This window comes from Rahnella inusitata (assembly GCF_003263515.1).
Lineage (GTDB): Bacteria > Pseudomonadota > Gammaproteobacteria > Enterobacterales > Enterobacteriaceae > Rahnella > Rahnella inusitata.
In genome coordinates, this window is record NZ_JYDE01000031.1 from 11,695 (window position 1) to 32,344 (window position 20,650).

Here is a 20,650-nt window from a genome sequence, read left to right on the forward strand (position 1 = left end):
ATGTTCACTCTCTTTTAGACGAAAATCCGGCGTGCTGAGGTGCAGAGATGACCTCAGTCCACCGGACAATCCATTGTTACAGGGTTATTAACAGCCTAACACAGCCCGCACGAGGTTGCCTGCCGCCATCTTTATGGCATTACTGCGCGGCGGCTTTCGGTGCGGTGACAGGTTTACGCAGAATTTCATTAATGTGCGGCTCCGCGATGGTGCCGGTTATCTGATAGCGAATCAGCGAAATTTTATTCCACAGCGGGGCGAGCACTTTACTGGCGGCAAACACCGCCACGCCGACCACCGGGTTAATCACAAAGGCGGTTGCCACGCCAACGGTAGCGGAAATTTCCGGGGCGATCACGGCCTGGAGATCCAGCTGCTGATTCACAAAATTCACTTTGCCGGTGATGGCGATGTCCGCCGCCAGCCCGTCAACCAGCAGATCGTCGGTGTGTAACGTGCCGTCTTTAATCCATGCGGTCGATTTGATCGAATCGAAGTAGAAGCCCTCTCCGAAGGTATCGCTGAAATCGAGGCGCAGCTTACGCAGCAATGCGTCGAAGCTCACCAGACGCAATAACTGACCGGCACGGCCACCGCCGACGTCGGCGATTTCACCTTTACCCAGCTCGTTTTTCAGCGTGCCGTTGAGGGTACTGACGTCCGGTTTCCACGGCACGGATTTCCAGTGCAGGTCGAAGTTGATGTCAAACGGCGCGCCCTTCAGCGGTGTGGTGACGCCAAAGAAAGACATCGCCTGATCGATATTTTTGCCGCTCAGCTTACCCTTCAGGCCGGTACTTTCGCCCTGAGCATTCTGTTTCCAGTCGCCCTGAACGTCCAGACGCGCGACGCCAGTGTCGATCAGGCCGTTGCGCAGCATCAGTTGATCGCCCTGCGGTGTCACATCGGCGTTCACCTTACGGAAGTTCTGACCGAGGAACCAGCAGACCTCACAGCGCAACTGCACCGCAGGCCAGCTGGCGAAGGAAACTTTGTCACTGGCAAACGGATTCCCCGCCGGTTTGCCGCTGCCTGCGACATCGGCCACCGTCCATTGCGGGTTGAAATAGAGATAGCTAAGGTTCGCCAGCCATGGACCGTTGTCGTTCATGTTCAGCGTGCCGTCAATCTCTTTGCCTTTCGCCTTGATCTCCATGCCCTGACGCCCCTGCGTGGAGCTTATCGTCAGGTCATTCCATACCTGTCCCCCCAGCGTCAGCGCCGGTGTCGTCAGGATGATTTCATGCGGGAAGCTGAATCCGGCCATTTTGCCGTTGCCGCTTTTACCATTACTGCTGCTTTGCGCGGCTTTATCCGGCGACAGCAAACCGAGCCAGCTTTCGCCATCGAGCGGCGGCAGGTTTAGCGTCAGGCTGCTGTCTGCGGGCAGCGGCGGCGTTTTTTTGGTATTGGCCTGCCAGGAAGCACGATCCAGTTTCAGCTGTTTACCCAGCAACCAGCGGCTGTTGAAATGATCTTTACCCGCCAGCACACCTTCGAGATTGAAACTGTGTAAATCGCCTTTCACCTTCACCAACAGTGGCATGGCGTTTCCGGCCTTTTTGCTCAGCGGATCAGGTAAGTGACTGCTCACATCTTTCAGATCGGCGTTCACATCCACGGTGTAGTTGGGTGTGCCTTTGTGCGGCAGGGAGATATTGACGTCACCCTTCCACGGCGTTCCTCCGGAAATTTTGCTCGCTGCTGCGGCAGGCAGACCCGGCAATTTCGAAAGTTGCCAGTTTGCGTTCAGACCGACCTGAATTTTGAAGTCATCCGCCAGTTCCTGCGTACTGAACATCACGTTGACTGGCTGCCCGAACCAGGTGCCGGTTAACTGATTGCTTTGCAGGTTGCCGTTGTCATAGCTGAACTGACCGGTGAGATGGCTGATCGTGCTTTCCAGCGGTTTGATCAGCAGGCTGTTGTCTTTAAGCGTCACGCCACCGGTCGCGCGAACTTCCTCGCCGTCCAGCGGAATATCCAGATGTAAGCGGCCATTCACTTCGCCGCTGATTTGCAGCTCCTGTAATGCGCCGCCCAGCGTGTCGTGCAGCGGCGTATTCATGAAGTAATCGCCGATATCTTTGCCTGAACCGCGCAGGTCGGCATCAACAAACAGCTTTTGTTTCAGATAGTCAGGAATATTGGCGACAACATTATTACCATCAACATTGCCCAGTTTGGTGTGCTCAGCCTTCATGAACAGGCCGTCGTTGAGGAAATCGAGATCGATATCCAGATCGGTCAGCGCTGGCCATTTCGGCTGGAATTCGAATGTGGAATGACGCAGGGGCACCCAGACCTGGAACTGCCCTTCGTTCTTTTTGAACGGGAAGTGATGCGGATTGCCGTTGAAGGTCAGCGTAGCGTTATCCACCTGACCGCCTTTAATCGCGCCGGTCAGATAATCCACCAGATGTTTACCCATCAGGTGTTCAGGGAAGTAGCGCCACGCCTGTCCGGCGTCGTACAAACGGATACCAGCCAGAATATTCAGCCACGGCTCGCCTTTTGCCGGCTGAGCATAGTGGAAATCGCCCTTCGCCCACAGCGCATCGGCTTTGACGTCGACGTCTTTACCGGACAGCGTCCAGCCATCCTGATCGTTCGTCCAGCTGATGGACCCGGTTGCCGCACTCACATCCAGCGGCGCGCGGAACATTTCCCCGTAAGGCAGCAGGCTGTCTTGCAGTTTGACGTCTAGCTGACCGCTGGCCACGCTGCCTTTCAGGCTGCCGTTGAAATGATTAATACCCGGCAGTAATTCCCAGCGCTGCCAGCTGACATCGTGCCAGTCGGCGATAAAACGGGTGTTTTCAGGTTGTTTAAGTGGAATGTCGAGCGCGAGGCGATCGATATTGCCCGCCGGTTTCAGATCCTGCCAGCGTTCTAACAGCGTTGGGGTAAGGAAAGAAATGGTCGGAATGACCGGCCCCAGACGTTCCAGTTGCAAATTGGTGCCGCGAATGCGCAGTTCTTCACCCTGCGACGGGCCAAGAAATTCGTTATTTTCCGGCAGATACAGTGCCTCCAGCGTACCTTTCGGCCAGGCGACGCCGTCGGTTTTGATGTTCAGCTGTTGAGTACCGAGCTGCCAGCCATTGCCCTGACGGTTTCCGTGCAGCGTCAGGTTATCGACGTCCAGACGGTGTAGATCATCACCGGTTTTCCAGGTCGCGGAACCGGCCTTCAGCAGCGCGTCACCGGCGTAGACATCGCCGTTGCGTACGGTCAGCCACGCCGCCAGACTGAAATTAGCCGTCTCAAGACCGGTGTTGCTGCGCAGCCAACGGCTAAACCACGGCTTCATGTCGATATCATCGGCCTGAAGGTAAATCTTGCCGTTGTTCAGCAGGCCGTTGGAATCGTTCAGATCCATACGCAGTTGCACCACGCCATGCTGGCCGTTGAAACTCGACAGGCTCAGTTGCCCCTCGGCACGGTGGCGGTTGTGCGTGTTCAGCCAGGTCAGCTGCGGGATATCAAATTCGGCGCGCGGGCCGGACGGGGTCAGGAAGGAAATACGACTGTTGCGCAGGTCGAAGTGATCCACCTGGCGGAGGAAAATATCGCTGATGCGGTTGGGCTTAAGGCCGTTGCCTTGGTTGTCTCCGCCCAACGTACTGTTGAGATCCAACTGCATATTGTAGAAAGTGAGATCGCGGAACTGCCAGCGCAGATGCAGCATCGATTGCCAGACGTCCAGCGCCATGGTGATACGCTGAACCTTCAGGTTGGCATCCGGCAACGTGACCTGCAGGCCGCGGATCTCCATAATCGGGCCAAAGGTTTTCCAGCTGGCACTGATCTGTGACAGTTCGATCGGCACGCCCGTGACGGATTCAACTTTTTCGACCAGCTGATTCTGGAAACGGCTCAACTGAGGCAACGCCAGACGTAAGCCACTGATCACCAAAGCCACTATCACGACAAGGGTTGCGCTGGTGGTTAATAAGATACCGGGCAGTCGCCTCAAACTTCTCTCCTTGTTTCCCATTCCATACCGGTCTTCACCCGTACAGACGGCAATGGAAACCTGTTACTTCCTGATGCATCTGACACTTTGCCTTCAGATCACATCATCACGACGTCAAACTGCTCCTGACTGTAGAGCGGCTCCACTTGCACTTTGACCTGTTTGCCGACGAAAATTTCGACTTCAGCCAGTGCATGGGATTCTTCGCCCTTCAGCGCTTCGCCCACGGCCGCCGAGGCGTAAACCAGGAAGCGGTCGGAATCATACGCATGATGCACGCGCACGATTTCGCGCAGAATTTCGTAGCATACCGTTTCGACGGTTTTCACCGTGCCGCGCGCATGACAGGTCGGGCAATCGCTGCACAACACATGTTCGACGCTTTCACGGGTGCGTTTGCGGGTCATTTCAACCAGACCGAGCGCAGAGAAACCGTGAATGCCGGTTTTCACGCGGTCTTTCGACAACGCCTGCTCAAGACTGTGCAATACGCGACGGCGGTGATCTTCATTCGACATATCAATAAAGTCGATGATGATGATGCCACCGAGGTTACGTAACCGCAGCTGACGGGCAATCGCCTGCGTCGCTTCGGTGTTGGTGTTGAAAATGGTGTCTTCCAGATTGCGATGGCCGACGAACGCACCGGTGTTGATGTCCACGGTGGTCATGGCTTCGGTCTGATCGATGATCAGATAGCCGCCGGATTTGAGTTCCACCTTGCGCTCGAGCGCACGCTGGATTTCATTTTCCACATCGTACAAATCGAAAATCGGTTGCTTGCCGTTGTAATGCTCAAGCTTGCTGGTCATTTCCGGCATGTACTCACTGGTAAATTCCACCAGTAATTCATAGGTCAGGCGGGAATCAACACGAATGCGATCCAGCGCTTCACCGGCAAAATCACGCAGCACGCGGTGCGCCAGTGCCAGCTCGCCGTACAATTTGTACTTGGTTTTGTTGCGACGTTTGCGCTCCATCACCTTGGTCCACAGGCGCTTGAGATAAGCTGCATCCTGCTTGAGTTCTTCTTCGCCCACGCCTTCGGCGGCGGTACGAATAATGTAGCCACCGTGCTCGTCACAATATTCAGAGACGATACGTTTCAGGCGATCGCGCTCGGCTTCGCTTTCAATGCGCTGCGAAACGCCCACGTGCGACGCACCCGGCATAAACACCAGATAACGTGAAGGCAGAGTGATGTCCGTGGTCAGACGCGCGCCTTTGGTACCGAGCGGGTCTTTCACCACCTGCACCATCAGATCCTGGCCCTGATGCACCAGTTCTGCGATGTCGCGCACGTTGAAATTTTTCTGCTCATCACGGGCGACACATTCAGTGTGCGGCATAATGTCAGACGCGTGTAAAAACGCGGCTTTCTCAAGTCCGATATCAACAAACGCGGCCTGCATCCCAGGCAATACGCGACTGATTCGTCCTTTATAAATGTTGCCGGCAATCCCGCGCTTGGTTTCGCGCTCAATATGGATTTCCTGCAGAATGCCACCGTCAATGTAGGCCACGCGGGTTTCAGACGGCGTGACATTGACCAGTAATTCAGCTGTCATGTTTTCTCCTAAGCTCGCGTAAGGCAGCAAATTCATTGAGCAGCTCCTGAGTCTCCACCAGCGGGAGCCCCACGACTGCATAGTAACTGCCGCGAATTTCACGGACGAAACAACCGCCCTTTCCCTGAATACCATAAGCGCCCGCTTTATCCATGGGCTCACCGCTCAGAATATAGTGTGCAATGTCATCGGCAGATAGCGAACGAAAGGTGACATCGGTCACAACCAGCGTACTCAGACAATCTCGCCTGTCAGCGAAAGCGACAGCGGTCATGACCTGATGCTGCCTGCCGGACAATGCATTAAGCATAACAGCGGCTTGCGATTCATCACGCGGCTTTTCCAACACTTTACCGTCGAGGACAACAATGGTGTCCGCGCCCAGCACCGGCAGATCTTCCGTCGCGACCGCAACACCGGCTCGCGCTTTATCTTTCGCCAGACGCATAACATACGCGTCCGGTGCTTCATCATGCTGACGTTCTTCCGCCACGTCAGTTACCAGACGCTCAAAAGGCAGATCCAGTAACCCCAGCAATTCACGCCGGCGGGGCGATCCGGAAGCGAGATAAAGTTCGGTCATAACATCCTCATTGAACAGCAAACTGACGACGAATTTTACGCATCAGCAAGAACAGCCACGGCCACAGAATACCGTCCACCACGCTGCTCCAGAAAACTTCAGGGCGAAACGACACGTTCACCACCATGAACTGGCCCCAGAACACCATCACGTCTACCGCCAGCGACAGCACCATGACGATAAGCGCCTGCTGCCAGAGTGCCAGATTGCGGAATAACTGGAATTTGAACGCGACCAGATAAGCGGTGATGGCAAACGCCAGCGCGCGAATACCCAGCGTTGAACCGAGGATCAAATCCATGATGAAACCGACAATAAAACCGGTGCCGACGTTGACGCGGTGCGGTAATGCCATCACCCAGTAAATTAAGATCAGCAACAACCAGGAGGGCCGGAACATATAGATCTGTTCAGGCCACGGCATGACCTGCAACAACATGGCTATGATAAAGGATAGCCAAATAATCCAGCGTCCGTGGCTCCGGTAGCTGTTCATCGCGTCGCCCTCGGCGTCACGGATGTGCTAACCGGTGCCGTCACAGTGCCGGTTGCCGGTGCCGGAAGCGGTGCCGGAGGCCCCATATCACCCGGCGGCGGCAATACCTGAGGCATCATTTGCATCAGACGTTCATTGGCCACACGATGGACTTCATCAGGCGGCAACGGATGATCACCGTTGCGATCCGAGCCCCACAGCAGTAGCAGATAACGCAGACGTTGCAGACCGGCCGTCGGACGTGCCTGAATCACCGTATAAGCGCGCTGGTTGTCGACTTTGACAGAAGACACCACGCCCACCGGATAACCTTCAGGGAAACGGCCACCGAGACCAGAGGTGACAAGTACATCGCCGACGCGAATATCGGTATTGCTTGGCAGATGTTCCAGTTGCAGATCGTCCGCACAGCCGCTGCCGGCAGCGATCACGCGGATATCGTTACGCAACACCTGAATCGGCAGGGCATGAGACGCATCGCAAATAAGCAGCACACGGCTGGTGAGTGCACCGACGGCAACGATCTGACCAACAACGCCCTTATCGCTTATGACCGGCTGGCCGACGTAAACGCCGCTATTGCTGCCTTTATCAATGACGACCTGATCACTGTACGGATCATCGCTGGTAGACAGAACCTGAGCCACCATTTTGTGCTCGTCCTGACGCAGCGGCGAGCCCAGCAGCTCACGCAAACGGGCGTTCTCTTGTTTGTATTGACCAAGCAGCATCAGGTCGCTGTTTTTCAGCAACAATTCCTGGCGCAAAGCACGGTTTTCCAGCTCGAGCTGGCCGCGCGTCGCGAACGTCGAGGAAACCTGATCTAAGAATTCACGCGGGGCGTTTGACAGAAAATAGAAGGGACTGACGGCAGTATCCATATAGGTGCGGATTTTAACAAACGTACCTATTTTACTGTCGGCAACAATCAGGACAATGGCCGTAAGAATAGCCAAAAAAAGTCGCAGTTGCAGGGAAGGTCCCCTGCTAAAAATTGGCTTCATAAAATATGCGAGTTCCTCGGCAACAGAAGGTTTCAGTCAGACGAAGTCAATGCTTCCCCTGACAGAAAAGGCGGCAATCTCATGGGATAGCCGAAAACACCGCCTAAACATTCTCAGTTTAGACAGTGTTTGCGCGGATCCACATTGAACACTGCACACTTCGCGTTGCAGGTTTTACCTGACGGACAACCACCTTCCCGGGCAGACTATTTTTTGAGAGGAATAAAGGAAAAAACGTATTCCGTCATCAATCAAATCGTCGCTGAGATTACTCTTCGCTGAATAAGTCGCCGCCGTGCATGTCGATCATTTCTAATGCTTTACCGCCGCCGCGAGCAACGCAGGTCAACGGATCTTCTGCGACTACCACCGGAATACCGGTTTCTTCCATCAGCAGACGATCGAGGTTGCGCAGTAACGCGCCACCGCCGGTCAGCACCATGCCACGCTCGGAAATGTCAGACGCCAGTTCTGGCGGACATTGCTCCAGTGCAACCATCACTGCGCTGACGATACCGGTCAGCGGCTCTTGCAGCGCTTCCAGGATTTCGTTGGAATTCAGCGTGAAACCACGCGGAACGCCTTCAGCCAGGTTACGGCCACGCACTTCGATCTCGTGCACTTCATCGCCCGGATACGCCGAACCGATGCTGTGTTTGATACGTTCAGCTGTGGCTTCACCAATCAGGGAACCGTAGTTACGACGCACGTAGTTAATGATAGCTTCATCGAAGCGGTCACCACCAATACGTACAGAAGAGGAATACACGACGCCGTTCAGGGAAATCACAGCCACTTCCGTGGTACCGCCGCCGATATCCACCACCATAGAACCGGTGGCTTCTGAGACAGGGAGACCCGCACCGATCGCCGCAGCCATCGGTTCTTCAATCAGGAACACTTCACGTGCACCAGCACCTTGTGCGGATTCACGAATAGCACGGCGTTCAACTTGCGTTGCGCCGACCGGTACACAAACCAGCACGCGCGGACTTGGGCGCATGAAGCTATTGCTGTGAACTTGCTTAATGAAGTGTTGCAGCATTTTCTCAGTCACGAAGAAGTCAGCGATAACGCCGTCTTTCATTGGACGAATAGCTGCGATATTGCCGGGAGTACGACCCAGCATCTGTTTTGCGTCGTGACCAACAGCAGCAACGCTTTTAGGTGAACCAGCACGATCCTGACGAATTGCCACAACTGATGGCTCATTCAGCACGATGCCTTGTCCTTTTACATAGATGAGGGTATTGGCGGTACCCAGGTCGATGGACAAGTCGTTGGAAAACATGCCACGAAATTTCTTAAACATAACGAAAGGATAATCCTGCTAGCTGGGGGCGGAAAATAAAATCCGCCTACTTTACCAACCACGCGAAGCAGCGACAAGGCGCAAAAACGTCCTGCTTACGTGAAAATTGTCCGCGATGTCGCCATTCACTTGAGGTGACTTTTTGAGGCTGATGGCACTGCGATATAATTCTGTATCGCAGGCTAGATTTACCTCGGGCAGGCACCCAGGCGAAGTAGCAACACCGCACATAAATTCTTACACTTTCACCAGGAATCTCCGTCAACCCGCGGCCAGATGATAAGCACCGTATGCCAGGCAAGGGAGTCGGTCGAAAGCTGGGTCATTCTACGTTAAATAATCGGTTTACGGTCACTTAAACATCGCTGTTGTGTGAATATTTTTTACCAACCGGTTCAACGGGCTCCGGTCCGGCAAAAAAATCACCCTGGCCGCCGTGGATCCCCTTACTCAGCAGGATCGACCACTCATCCTTTGTTCGCACGCCGGAGGCAAAGACCAGAGCCTGAGTCCCTTCACATGCACTCAGCAGGCTTTGTACAAACAGCTGATTTTCAATTCTTTTATCTATATCGCGCACCAGACCCGGATGAAGTTTGACCCTTTCCACCGGGAAGGTTTTCAGATAAGAGGTACTGACCACCGTCAGACCGGCCTGTGAAACTGCCAGACGACAGCCTAAACCTTGCAATAAACGAATCGCAGGACGCAGGCGGTCGGTATGTTGACAAAGATCTGCCTCAGCAAGTTCAATCAAAATCCGATTTCGCTGTAATCTTTCACACTGAAGCAGCGTATCGCGCAGCCAGCGAACAAATGAGCGCTGCAATAATGAATCAACCGTCAGGTGAAATGCCAACGTTTCGTCCGGCCAGCGGTTAAGTAACGGAATAATCTGACTTATCATTATGCGGTCGTAACTTTGAGAAAGACCGAACTGCACGACCAGTGGCACAAACTCTGCGGCCAGCAACTCATTCTCCCCGTCGAAGACGCGGCGCTGTAATTCACGATGATCGAGTTTGCCATTTCGGGAGAAGGCCGGTTTCTGATACAAACGCGGCCCGCCGCGCGCCAGTGTATTTTCCAGTAAGGTTCGCCAGCGCACGCTGCCGCGCCCTTTCTCAGGCACATTATTGTCGAAAATAAACCAGCTGTTGCTGCCCTGGAACGCCGCGTGACGCGTTGCCTGCTGAACCATATCCATTACCTGATCCGGCGTCTGGCCAAAACGATAGGCGCTGATGCCGATGTACATCAGGGCATCGCGATCAATCAGCGACGACGTCGGTAATACCCCGAGCGCATTGACCAGCTGCGCCGCCATCACTTCAGCTTCTTTGAGCGTCCGGTGTGGCAGCAGAACGGCAAAATCACTGTGGAAATAACGCGCCAGTAAGGCATCAACGTGGCGCATCACGAAGGTTGAGAGCAGATTAACCATCGCGGAGCGCAACTCATCGACCATCGCCTGACCGTGAGTTTCACGCATCAGGTCGAAATCAGGCAGGCGCAGCAGCATGATCACACCATGTGTGCCCTCTTCTTCCAGCTGCGTCGCCAGCTGATTATCAAAGAACAAGCGGTTACTGAGCCCGGTTTGTGAATCCTGCTGGGCGTAGGCGCGGATCAGAGTATCAACGCGGCTGCGCTGCTCGCGGGCTTCATTAAGATCGGTCAGCAGGAGATCAATGGCGCTGCTGGCGGAATGCGGCCATTCGCCCAGATTTCCGGTCAGTCCCTCGCGCTCACCGCGTAAAATCCGTATCGCGCGATCTTCCAGTTTCTCAACGCCATCGGTTTCCTGTCGCAGCCAGCGAAAACTGAGCAATACCATGCCGAACATAATCAGGATCGCCACACTGATGGTTAGCGTCGAGCGCATGGAACGGATGTAACTGCTGACGGGGTCAATATAAGACACATGCAGCGACATATCGGGGTGTTGCATGAGAGGGTAAATGGCCGTGTTGTATTCAGGCATCACGCTGTCCCACGAGCGGTGTAAATCCGGACGTTCGTGGTACTCGTACACAGTGGAGCTGTTGAGTTTCACCACAATATCGGTGACGTCCAGCATGCGCATCGCCTGCGGCAGCCAGCGCTGCGCTTGTTCGGGAGATTGGGTCAGCAGCGCCTGGTCATAGGTCGTCGTCAGTGCCTGAAGATGTTGCTCTGTGTTTTGCTTATTCAGATAGATAAAACTAAAGGTCACGCCGAGCAACATCAACAACATTGCCAGCGCAACTAACATCGAAATCAGTGCTGAGAGTCGGGTAGTAAATCGCATCCCTGTGCCTTACTCGCTACGGTGAAGTGAAAACAGGACCGTTCTCCTGCCATAAAAAACGTGGCTATATTACCTCAGTAAGAGAAACAGGATTTGACATACATTCATAGCATAGCAACTGAAAAACCCATTAATTCAGAATTGTTATACTTCCGATCACTTTTTAGAAATTCGTTTTTACTTTCCATACCTCGCAAAAGCCGGAGTTACACGCCATGCTGTCTGAATAATCATAAAAATTATGAATGCGTTTGATGTTTAAAACCGGAGACTGCCATGTACAAACCCCGCAAACTCACCGAGGCGGATGTCACGCCCGAAAGCATATTCTACGATCGCCGCAAAGTGTTGCAGGCGCTGGGGATTAGCGCTGCAGCACTGGCACTGCCGCAGACTGCCCAGGCGGATATTCTCTCCTGGTTTAAAGGCCACGACCGACCGCCTGCACCTTCGGGTAAACCGCTGGACTTCAGCAAACCTGCTGCCTATCAGAATGACCTGCCGCTGACGCCGGAAGATAAAGTCTCCGGTTACAATAATTTCTATGAATTTGGTCTGGACAAGGCCGATCCGGCTGCCAATGCGGGGCAACTGGTCACATCGCCGTGGAAGATCACCCTTGATGGCGAAGTCGGTAAACCGATGACGCTGGATATGGATGACATCATGAAGCGCTTCCCGCTCGAGCAACGCATCTACCGTATGCGCTGCGTCGAGGCGTGGTCGATGGTGGTGCCCTGGGTTGGTTTCCAGCTGAGTGATATTCTCAAACTCGCTGAACCTACCAGCAACGCACGCTATGTGGCCTTCACCACGCTGTATGACCCGGAGCACATGCCCGGCCAGAAAGACCGGTTTATTGGCGGCGGGCTGGATTATCCGTACGTGGAAGGATTGCGTATAGATGAAGCGATGAATCCGCTGGCGATGCTGACCGTCGGCGTTTATGGCAAAGCGTTGCCGCCACAAAACGGTGCACCTATCCGCCTGACGGTGCCGTGGAAATATGGCTTCAAAGGCATCAAATCGATCGTGAATATCAAATTTACCAAAGATGAACCGCCAACGACGTGGAATCAGATTGCCAACAACGAATACGGCTTTTATGCCAACGTGAATCCGCATGTGGATCATCCGCGCTGGTCGCAGGCAACAGAACGCTTTATCGGCGCAGGCGGATTACTCGACGTCAAGCGCCAGCCTACGCTGCTGTTCAACGGTTATGCCGAACAGGTGGCGTCGATGTATCACGGCATGGATCTTCGTAAGTTCTATTAAGGAAAGGAAGTCATACGTATGCCCCGTCTGAGCCCTGCAAACATTACCTGGCTGAAAGTCATCATCTGGCTTGCCGCAATCCTGCCCTTTATATGGCTGCTGCTTTCTGTCGATCAGGGCTGGTTCAGCGCCGATCCGGCGAAAGACATTCAGCACTTTACCGGTCGGATGACGCTGAAATTTTTACTGGTGACGCTGCTGGTGACGCCGGTTGCACGCTATGGCAAGCAACCGTTGCTGATCCGCACCCGCCGTCTGCTGGGATTGTGGTGTTTTGCGTGGGGAACACTGCATCTTCTGAGTTATTCCTTCCTCGAACTGGGGGTCAGTAACCTGCGACTGTTAGGCAGTGAACTGATTTCGCGCCCCTATCTCACGTTGGGGATTATCAGCTGGATACTGCTGCTGGCACTGGCCTGCACTTCGACGCTGTGGGCACAGCGTAAAATGGGCACAACCTGGCAGAAATTGCATAATTTTATCTATCTGATCGCCATTCTTGCGCCGATCCACTATCTTTGGTCGGTGAAAGTGTTATCGCCACAACCCGTGATCTACGCGGCAATCGCCGCCATTTTGTTGGCACTTCGTTATAAGAAATTCCGCCAGTGGCTGCGATAGGCTGCGGAACTTTTCTGTGTTCTGCCCCTCATAATTCCTGTAAATCAACCCTCTTGCACCGGCCGAGGGTTGATTATCTTCGCTGATAAGACCAGTATTTAGCTGCTAATTGCCACGATATCATTATAATGCCCGACCTCATGTTGAGGAGACAGGACGATTTGCCCCGAAACAGGTGACAAATCGGTGACATCAGGGTATTTTCTACAATCTTTGTCTAATTGCCGGAGATAGGCTCACAATGGCGCATAAGTTTGACATTTTGCTACTGAACGGTCCTAACCTGAATTTGTTAGGTACCCGTGAGCCTGAAACGTACGGACACACCACGCTCAACGATATTGTTAAAGGTTTGGAAACGCAGGCTGCTGCCGCTGATGTGGCACTGAGCCATCTGCAATCTAACGCAGAACATGTCCTGATTGAACGCATTCATCAGGCACGCGGAAATGTCGATTTTATCCTGATCAATCCCGCGGCCTTTACCCATACCAGCGTGGCGCTACGCGATGCATTACTGGGGGTCTCGATTCCGTTTATCGAAATCCATCTGTCAAATGTACATGCCCGCGAAGCGTTCCGGCATCATTCCTATCTTTCCGACATCGCAGTGGGCGTCATTTGCGGACTTGGCGCAGACGGCTACCACTTTGCTTTACAGGCAGCAGTTAATCGCTTGTCTAAAACCCACTAATTTCTACGCAAAAAGAGTACGGAATCACACCCATGGATATTCGTAAAATTAAAAAACTGATCGAACTGGTTGAAGAATCAGGTATTTCTGAACTGGAAATTTCTGAAGGTGAAGAGTCAGTTCGTATCAGCCGTGCTGCACCTGCGCAGGCTTATCCTATGATGCAACAGGCTTACGCTATGCCTGTTCAACAGCAGCCGGGTCTGGCTGCTGCGGTCGCTCCAGCAGCACCTGCTGAAGCCGCTGCTCCGGCTGCAATCAGTGGTCACATCGTTCGCTCCCCGATGGTAGGTACCTTCTACCGCACGCCAAGCCCGGACGCGAAAGCCTTTATCGAAGTGGGCCAGAAAGTGAATGCTGGCGATACTCTTTGCATCGTTGAAGCGATGAAAATGATGAACCAAATCGAAGCGGACAAATCCGGTGTTGTTAAAGCAATTCTGGTAGAAAGCGGCCAACCGGTTGAATTCGACGAGCCGCTGGTCGTCATCGAATAAACGAGGCGTACCATGGTAGATAAAATTGTTATCGCGAACCGCGGCGAAATTGCCCTGCGTATTTTGCGTGCCTGTAAAGAAATGGGCATCAAAACCGTTGCTGTGCACTCCACCGCTGACCGTGACCTGAAACACGTGCTGCTGGCAGATGAAACCGTCTGTATTGGCCCTGCACCTTCAGTTAAAAGCTATCTGAACATCCCTGCAATTATCGCTGCAGCAGAAATCACCGGCGCGGTGGCTATCCATCCTGGCTATGGTTTCCTGTCCGAGAATGCGGATTTCGCAGAGCAGGTTGAGCGTTCTGGCTTCATCTTCATCGGCCCGAAAGCAGAAACTATCCGCCTTATGGGCGACAAAGTATCTGCAATCCACGCGATGAAAGCCGCTGGCGTTCCTTGCGTGCCGGGTTCTGACGGCCCGCTGGGCGACGACATGGATCTTAACCGTGGCTTCGCAAAACGCATCGGCTATCCGGTCATCATCAAAGCCTCTGGCGGCGGCGGTGGTCGTGGCATGCGCGTTGTACGCAGCGACAAAGATCTCGAGCAATCCATCAACATGACCCGTGCTGAAGCCAAAGCGGCTTTCAACAATGACATGGTGTACATGGAGAAATACCTCGAAAATCCACGCCACGTGGAAATTCAGGTACTGGCCGATGGTCAGGGCAATGCGGTCTATCTGGCCGAACGTGACTGCTCCATGCAGCGTCGTCACCAGAAAGTCGTGGAAGAAGCGCCAGCACCTGGCATTACAGAAGAACTGCGTCGCTTCATCGGTGAACGTTGTTCAAAAGCCTGTGTGGATATCGGCTACCGCGGTGCGGGTACTTTCGAGTTCCTGTACGAGAACGGTGAGTTCTTCTTCATCGAAATGAACACCCGTATCCAGGTTGAACATCCGGTTACTGAGATGATCACCGGTGTGGACTTGATCAAAGAGCAGCTGCGGATCGCATCCGGCCAGCCTTTGTCGATCAAGCAAGACGAAGTGCGTGTCAAAGGCCATGCGGTGGAATGCCGTATTAACGCGGAAGACCCAAACACCTTCCTGCCAAGCCCGGGCAAAATCACTCGTTTCCATGCGCCTGGTGGTTTCGGTGTTCGTTGGGAATCGCACATTTACGCAGGCTACACCGTGCCTCCGTACTACGATTCCATGATTGGTAAACTGATCACTTACGGCGAAACCCGTGAAGTGGCCATCGCCCGCATGAAAAATGCACTGGCGGAACTGATCATCGACGGCATCAAGACCAACATTGAACTGCAACAACGCATCATGAATGACGAGAACTTCCAGATCGGTGGGACTAACATCCACTATCTGGAGAAAAAACTCGGTTTGCAGGAAAAATAAAAAGACCGTACCGTTGCGTACTCTCTTATCAAGGCCGGATATTCCGGCCTTTTTTACGTTTAGGGGGAGAAGAAAATGACATTTGATAAACGTTTTCTGCAAGCCAACCGGGAAGCCCGCTGGGCATTCGGGCTGACCATTGCTTATCTGCTGGCGTGGTGTTTTGCCGCTTATATTCCTGATGATAAACAGGGCATAACCGGTCTTCCGCACTGGTTCGAGATGGCCTGCCTTCTGGTTCCGCTGATTTTTATTCTTTTGAGCTGGCTGATGGTGCGCGTCATCTATCGCGACATTCCGCTGGAGGACAGTCATGAAGACTGAAGTCTTATTGCCGCTGATCGCCTATTTGCTGCTGGTCTTCGGATTGTCGGTGTATGCCTACACCCGCCGTCAACAGGGCAGCTTCCTCACCGAGTACTTCCTCGGTAATCGCTCAATGGGCGGCTTCGTCCTGGCGATGACCCTCACCGCGACGTACATCAGTGCCAGCTCCTTTATTGGCGGACCGGGTGCGGCGTATAAATTCGGCCTCGGCTGGGTGCTGCTGGCAATGATCCAGTTGCCGGCGGTCTGGCTGTCGCTCGGCGTGCTGGGCAAAAAATTCGCTATTCTGGCGCGGCGCTATAACGCCGTCACCCTCAACGATATGCTGTTCGCACGCTATCAGAGCCGTCTGCTGGTCTGGCTGGCAAGCCTCAGCCTGCTGGTGGCGTTCCTCGGCGCAATGACCGTGCAGTTCATCGGCGGCGCACGTCTTCTGGAAACAGCGGCCGGGATCCCTTACGACACCGGTCTGCTGATTTTTGGCGTGAGTATTGCGCTATACACCGCGTTTGGCGGTTTCCGTGCCAGCGTGCTCAACGATGCGATGCAAGGACTGGTGATGCTGCTGGGCACGATTTTGCTGCTGGTGGCGGTGATTCATGCGGCCGGTGGCCTGCACACCGCGGTTGATAAGCTGCAACAGATCGACCCGAAACTGGTTTCCGTCCATGGCGGCGACGACGTTCTTTCGCTACCGTTTATGGCATCCTTTTGGATTTTAGTGTGCTTTGGGGTGATCGGCCTGCCGCACACCGCCGTGCGCTGTATCTCCTACAAAGACAGCAAAGCGGTGCACCGCGGTATCGTGCTCGGCACCGTGGTGGTCGCCATCCTGATGTTTGGGATGCATCTGGCCGGGGCGCTAGGGCGCGCTATCTTGCCGGATTTGAAAATACCCGATCAGGTCATTCCCACGCTGATGATCACTGTCCTGCCGCCTTATGCCGCTGGGATTTTCCTTGCAGCGCCAATGGCCGCGATTATGTCGACCATCAACGCGCAGCTTTTACAGTCGTCCGCAACGATTGTTAAAGATCTGTACCTCGGCGTCAAACCAGAGCAAATCACCAATGAGCGCCGTTTAAAACGCTTCTCCAGCTGGGCGACATTCATCCTTGGTTTACTGGTGGTACTGGCCGCGTGGCGTCCGCCTGAAATGATTATCTGGCTTAATCTTCTGGCCTTTGGCGGGCTGGAAGCGGTGTTCCTGTGGCCACTGGTGCTCGGCCTTTATTGGGAGCGCGCGAATGCCACCGGTGCGCTGAGCTCAATGATTGTTGGCGCAGTTTGTTATACCCTGCTCGCCAGTATCGACCTGCACATTGCCGGTCTGCATCCGATTGTGCCGTCGCTGTCGCTGGGCTTGCTGGCGTTTTACATCGGCAATAAATTTGGCGTACAGCCGCGCGAAACCGCACTCAAGCCGTCCTGACCGGGCGGCACTGATTTAACAGATTGCTAAGAAGAGAATCGCTATGCCTTGGATCCAACTGAAAATTAACACCACCGGTAATGATGCAGAAACGCTGAGCGACGCGCTTATCGAAAGTGGTGCGGTGTCTGTCACTTTCCAGGACACGCATGATAATCCGGTGTTTGAACCACTGCCGGGTGAAACCCTGCTGTGGGGCGATACCGACGCTATCGGCCTGTACGATGCCGAGACCGACATGACAGAAGTCGTTGCCATGCTGGAGAACGAGCCGCTGCTGGGCAAAGGTTTCGTACACAAAATCGAACAACTGGAAGACAAAGACTGGGAACGCGAGTGGATGGATAGCTTCCACCCGATGCGTTTTGGCGAGCGTCTGTGGATTTGCCCGAGCTGGCGTGACGTCCCGGATCCGACCGCCGTGAACGTGATGCTGGATCCGGGCCTGGCGTTCGGCACCGGGACTCACCCGACCACGGCGATGTGCCTGCAATGGCTCGACAGTCTGGATCTTACCGATAAAACCGTGATCGACTTCGGCTGTGGCTCCGGCATTCTGGCGATCGCCGCGCTGAAGTTGGGCGCGAAACACGTCGTCGGGATCGACATCGATCCCCAAGCGATTCAGGCCAGCCGCGATAACGCCGAACGTAACGGCGTATCCGAGCGTCTGTCGCTGTTTCTGCCAAAAGATCAGCCAGAGAACCTGTCAGCAGACGTGGTGGTCGCCAATATCCTGGCCGGCCCGCTGCGTGAACTGGCGCCGCTGATTGGCGTGTTACCGGTGGCGGGCGGTCATCTTGGGCTTTCCGGTATTCTGGCGAGTCAGGCGCAAAGCGTGGCCGATGCTTATCAGGATAAGTTCGAGCTGGATGCCGTGGCTGAGAAAGAAGAATGGTGCCGGATCACCGGCGTTAAAAAAGCCTGATCCCTGCAATTTCATGCCCGTTCCCCTCAGGAGCGGGCTATTTCCTGCACATTAAGTGCGATCTGATCTGTGAAGTGATCCCTGCCACTTTTTGCTCTATTTACCTTTTTATAAAGTCATTACAATCCACGCGGTTTTTATCCATGTGTTTCTACGACTTTAGAAAAGGGATGTTCCATGAAATTCAAATTACTGGCCATTATTCTGGCCGCTTGCAGCATTTCTGCCTTTGCCAGTGAACAAACACACTGGTCTTACGAAGGTAACGGCGCTCCGCAAAACTGGTCCAAAATCAGTCCGGAATTCAGCGAATGTACTAACGGAAAGAACCAGTCACCCGTCGATATCCATAACTCTTTCACGGTTCACGCCACGCCATTATCTTTGAGCTATCTGGCTTCGCCTGAAAGCATCGTGAACAACGGCCACAGCGTGCAGGTCAACGTTCCTAAGGGCGACACCCTCATTGCAGATGGTGAAACCTTCACACTGCAACAGTTCCATTTCCATTCACCAAGCGAAAACACCATCGATGGAAAATCCTTCCCGATGGAAGCTCACTTTGTTCATACCAACGCCGCGGGTGAAATCGCCGTGGTCGCAGTGATGTTTAACGTGGGTGATGAAAATAAAGAACTGGCGAAAATCTGGGAAAAGATGCCGTCTGAACACGGCAAACCGGCAAATATCACTGAAAAAGTGAATCTGGCGAAATTGCTGCCTGCTGAACACAATCACTATCGCTTTAGCGGTTCGCTGACCACGCCACCGTGCACCGAGGGCGTTCGCTGGCTGGTGATGAAACAGCCTCAGACGCTGTCAGAAGCGCAGCTGGAGAAATTCCAGCATGCGATGCATCATGCCAATAATCGCCCTGTGCAGGACCTGCACGGCCGCGTCATCGTCGCTGAATAACTACGTCTGCCAAATGAGGCACAGAACTCGCTTCTGCTGCCTCTCTTTTCACGGGTTAATCCTTTCCACATTTCCTAAAAAGAAGTTACTTTCTGACCATATAGCGACCTGCATCACAGAATTTTGTGGTTGTTGATGCTTAAAACGGCGATCAAGCCCTTAGAATCACCTGTTATAACAGGGTGATTTAGAGAGATATTAGGAATTTCTTCAAGCGCACAATTTAGCCAATCACACCTAACTCAATGTTAATGTTCAATAAAATAAAAAACGCCTCAACACATTAGCTGTCGTAAGGCATTTTCTTATCAAATCGCTCAAAGTTTGGCCTTTCATCTCACATCAAAAATGCGTAATATACGCGCCCTTGCGGACATCAGTATGGTCATTCTAAGTCTATGCGCATCGGACACCACCAGCTTACAAATTGCCTGATTGCGGCCCCAATGGCCGGTATAACAGACCGACCGTTTCGTGCCTTATGTCATGCGATGGGTGCTGGGATGGCTGTATCCGAAATGCTCTCTTCCAATCCGGAAGTGTGGCGGACGGACAAGTCCCGATTGCGTATGGTGCATAACGATGAACCGGGAATCCGGGCCGTGCAAATTGCCGGTTGCGATCCCGAAGATATGGCGGCTGCCGCCCGAATTAATGTGGCGAGCGGTGCGCAGATCATTGACATCAATATGGGCTGCCCGGCCAAGAAAGTGAACCGCAAACTGGCAGGATCTGCGCTGTTGCAGTATCCGGATTTGGTCAAACAAATCCTCACTGCCGTGGTTAACGCGGTAGATGTGCCAGTCACGTTGAAAATTCGTACTGGTTGGGCACCGGAACACCGTAACTGTGTACAAATTGCCCAATTGGCTGAAGACTGTGGAATTCAGGCCCTGACGATTCATGGCCGAACCCGTGCCTGCCTTTTCAATGGAGATGCAGAGTACGACAGTATTCGGACAGTTAAGCAGAGTGTTTCCATTCCGATTATCGCGAATGGCGACATAACTGACCCGCATAAAGCCAGAGCGGTGCTCGACTACACCGGAGCTGATGCTCTGATGATAGGACGTGCCGCTCAGGGGAGACCCTGGATCTTCCGGGAAATCCAGCACTATCTGGACACAGGGGAACTGTTACCGCCACCGCCTTTGGGTGAGGTACAGCGCTTGTTAATAGGGCACGTACGGGAACTGCACGACTTTTATGGTCAAGGCAAGGGATTCCGTATCGCCCGTAAGCATGTTTCATGGTATCTCCAGGAACATGCCCCGAGTGACCAGTTTCGGCGCTCCTTCAACGCCATAGAGGATGCCAGCGAACAGCTGGAGGCGTTGGAAGCATATTTCGAAAATCTTGCGTAA

Annotated in this window: 17 protein-coding genes; 10 read left to right on the forward strand and 7 right to left on the reverse strand. The window is 53.6% G+C overall.

Annotation, left to right across the window (positions count from 1 at the left end; translation table 11 throughout):
* Window positions 1-139 precede the first annotated feature (139 nt).
* The 7 genes from yhdP to csrD form a co-directional block, all read right to left on the reverse strand.
* On the reverse strand, window positions 140-3,979 hold the full coding sequence (yhdP, locus tag TU92_RS17045) for an AsmA2 domain-containing protein YhdP (RefSeq protein WP_112168382.1): 3,840 nt from the start codon (window positions 3,977-3,979) through the stop codon (window positions 140-142).
* A 98-nt stretch (window positions 3,980-4,077) separates the two neighbouring features.
* Complete coding sequence (gene rng / locus TU92_RS17050; RefSeq protein WP_112168383.1) at window positions 4,078-5,547, reverse strand: ribonuclease G; 1,470 nt, start codon at window positions 5,545-5,547, stop codon at window positions 4,078-4,080.
* Window positions 5,537-6,130 carry a Maf family protein gene (locus tag TU92_RS17055; RefSeq protein WP_112168384.1) on the reverse strand — a complete coding sequence of 198 codons (594 nt, stop codon included), beginning with the start codon at window positions 6,128-6,130 and terminating at the stop codon, window positions 5,537-5,539. Before TU92_RS17055 ends, rng begins: the two co-directional genes overlap by 11 nt.
* Before the next feature lie 7 nt (window positions 6,131-6,137).
* Window positions 6,138-6,626, reverse strand: a complete 489-nt coding sequence (gene mreD, locus TU92_RS17060) for a rod shape-determining protein MreD (RefSeq protein ID WP_112168385.1) — start codon at window positions 6,624-6,626, stop codon at window positions 6,138-6,140.
* Window positions 6,623-7,630: a rod shape-determining protein MreC gene (gene mreC / locus TU92_RS17065; RefSeq protein ID WP_112168386.1), complete on the reverse strand. Its 1,008-nt coding sequence runs from the start codon at window positions 7,628-7,630 to the stop codon at window positions 6,623-6,625. The genes mreD and mreC overlap by 4 nt, the downstream gene beginning before the upstream one ends.
* A gap of 268 nt (window positions 7,631-7,898) precedes the next feature.
* Complete coding sequence (gene mreB / locus TU92_RS17070) at window positions 7,899-8,942, reverse strand: rod shape-determining protein MreB (RefSeq protein ID WP_013577291.1); 1,044 nt, start codon at window positions 8,940-8,942, stop codon at window positions 7,899-7,901.
* Window positions 8,943-9,297: 355 nt separating this feature from the next.
* Window positions 9,298-11,232 (reverse strand): RNase E specificity factor CsrD, encoded by a 1,935-nt coding sequence (gene csrD / locus TU92_RS17075; protein WP_112168387.1) that lies wholly within the window; start codon window positions 11,230-11,232, stop codon window positions 9,298-9,300.
* A 276-nt stretch (window positions 11,233-11,508) separates the two neighbouring features.
* Here csrD and msrP point away from each other — a divergent pair, with 276 nt between their 5' ends.
* From msrP to dusB, 10 genes are all read left to right on the forward strand, one after another.
* The gene (msrP, locus tag TU92_RS17080) at window positions 11,509-12,510 is read left to right on the forward strand and encodes a protein-methionine-sulfoxide reductase catalytic subunit MsrP (protein ID WP_112168388.1); all 1,002 of its coding nucleotides are present in this window, start codon (window positions 11,509-11,511) and stop codon (window positions 12,508-12,510) included.
* 18 nt (window positions 12,511-12,528) lie between these two features.
* Entirely contained in the window at window positions 12,529-13,131 is a 603-nt protein-coding gene (gene msrQ / locus TU92_RS17085; protein WP_112168389.1) for a protein-methionine-sulfoxide reductase heme-binding subunit MsrQ, read from the forward strand.
* Between the two features lie 241 nt (window positions 13,132-13,372).
* The gene (gene aroQ, locus TU92_RS17090; RefSeq protein ID WP_112168390.1) at window positions 13,373-13,825 is read left to right on the forward strand and encodes a type II 3-dehydroquinate dehydratase; all 453 of its coding nucleotides are present in this window, start codon (window positions 13,373-13,375) and stop codon (window positions 13,823-13,825) included.
* Window positions 13,826-13,857: 32 nt separating this feature from the next.
* Window positions 13,858-14,322, forward strand: a complete 465-nt coding sequence (accB, locus tag TU92_RS17095) for an acetyl-CoA carboxylase biotin carboxyl carrier protein (RefSeq protein WP_056776171.1) — start codon at window positions 13,858-13,860, stop codon at window positions 14,320-14,322.
* A 12-nt stretch (window positions 14,323-14,334) separates the two neighbouring features.
* Window positions 14,335-15,684 carry an acetyl-CoA carboxylase biotin carboxylase subunit gene (gene accC / locus TU92_RS17100; protein WP_112168391.1) on the forward strand — a complete coding sequence of 450 codons (1,350 nt, stop codon included), beginning with the start codon at window positions 14,335-14,337 and terminating at the stop codon, window positions 15,682-15,684.
* Between the two features lie 75 nt (window positions 15,685-15,759).
* Window positions 15,760-16,008, forward strand: coding sequence for a YhdT family protein (locus TU92_RS17105; RefSeq protein WP_112168392.1), 249 nt, complete (start codon window positions 15,760-15,762; stop codon window positions 16,006-16,008).
* Window positions 15,998-17,443, forward strand: a complete 1,446-nt coding sequence (panF, locus tag TU92_RS17110) for a sodium/pantothenate symporter (RefSeq protein ID WP_112168393.1) — start codon at window positions 15,998-16,000, stop codon at window positions 17,441-17,443. Before TU92_RS17105 ends, panF begins: the two co-directional genes overlap by 11 nt.
* A gap of 43 nt (window positions 17,444-17,486) precedes the next feature.
* Window positions 17,487-18,371 (forward strand): 50S ribosomal protein L11 methyltransferase, encoded by an 885-nt coding sequence (gene prmA / locus TU92_RS17115; protein WP_112168394.1) that lies wholly within the window; start codon window positions 17,487-17,489, stop codon window positions 18,369-18,371.
* Window positions 18,372-18,548: 177 nt separating this feature from the next.
* Window positions 18,549-19,286, forward strand: a complete 738-nt coding sequence (locus tag TU92_RS17120) for a carbonic anhydrase (protein ID WP_112168395.1) — start codon at window positions 18,549-18,551, stop codon at window positions 19,284-19,286.
* Between the two features lie 398 nt (window positions 19,287-19,684).
* The gene (dusB, locus tag TU92_RS17125; protein ID WP_112168396.1) at window positions 19,685-20,650 is read left to right on the forward strand and encodes a tRNA dihydrouridine synthase DusB; all 966 of its coding nucleotides are present in this window, start codon (window positions 19,685-19,687) and stop codon (window positions 20,648-20,650) included.

Coding starts and splice junctions, on each gene's coding strand:
- rng (WP_112168383.1), bottom strand. CDS start 5,547: ATGACAGCTGAATTACTGGTCAATGTCACGCCGTCTGAAACCCGCGTG.
- TU92_RS17055 (WP_112168384.1), bottom strand. CDS start 6,130: ATGACCGAACTTTATCTCGCTTCCGGATCGCCCCGCCGGCGTGAATTG.
- mreD (WP_112168385.1), bottom strand. CDS start 6,626: ATGAACAGCTACCGGAGCCACGGACGCTGGATTATTTGGCTATCCTTT.
- mreC (WP_112168386.1), bottom strand. CDS start 7,630: ATGAAGCCAATTTTTAGCAGGGGACCTTCCCTGCAACTGCGACTTTTT.
- mreB (WP_013577291.1), bottom strand. CDS start 8,942: ATGTTTAAGAAATTTCGTGGCATGTTTTCCAACGACTTGTCCATCGAC.
- csrD (WP_112168387.1), bottom strand. CDS start 11,232: ATGCGATTTACTACCCGACTCTCAGCACTGATTTCGATGTTAGTTGCG.
- msrP (WP_112168388.1), top strand. CDS start 11,509: ATGTACAAACCCCGCAAACTCACCGAGGCGGATGTCACGCCCGAAAGC.
- msrQ (WP_112168389.1), top strand. CDS start 12,529: ATGCCCCGTCTGAGCCCTGCAAACATTACCTGGCTGAAAGTCATCATC.
- aroQ (WP_112168390.1), top strand. CDS start 13,373: ATGGCGCATAAGTTTGACATTTTGCTACTGAACGGTCCTAACCTGAAT.
- accB (WP_056776171.1), top strand. CDS start 13,858: ATGGATATTCGTAAAATTAAAAAACTGATCGAACTGGTTGAAGAATCA.
- accC (WP_112168391.1), top strand. CDS start 14,335: ATGGTAGATAAAATTGTTATCGCGAACCGCGGCGAAATTGCCCTGCGT.
- TU92_RS17105 (WP_112168392.1), top strand. CDS start 15,760: ATGACATTTGATAAACGTTTTCTGCAAGCCAACCGGGAAGCCCGCTGG.
- panF (WP_112168393.1), top strand. CDS start 15,998: ATGAAGACTGAAGTCTTATTGCCGCTGATCGCCTATTTGCTGCTGGTC.
- prmA (WP_112168394.1), top strand. CDS start 17,487: ATGCCTTGGATCCAACTGAAAATTAACACCACCGGTAATGATGCAGAA.
- TU92_RS17120 (WP_112168395.1), top strand. CDS start 18,549: ATGAAATTCAAATTACTGGCCATTATTCTGGCCGCTTGCAGCATTTCT.
- dusB (WP_112168396.1), top strand. CDS start 19,685: ATGCGCATCGGACACCACCAGCTTACAAATTGCCTGATTGCGGCCCCA.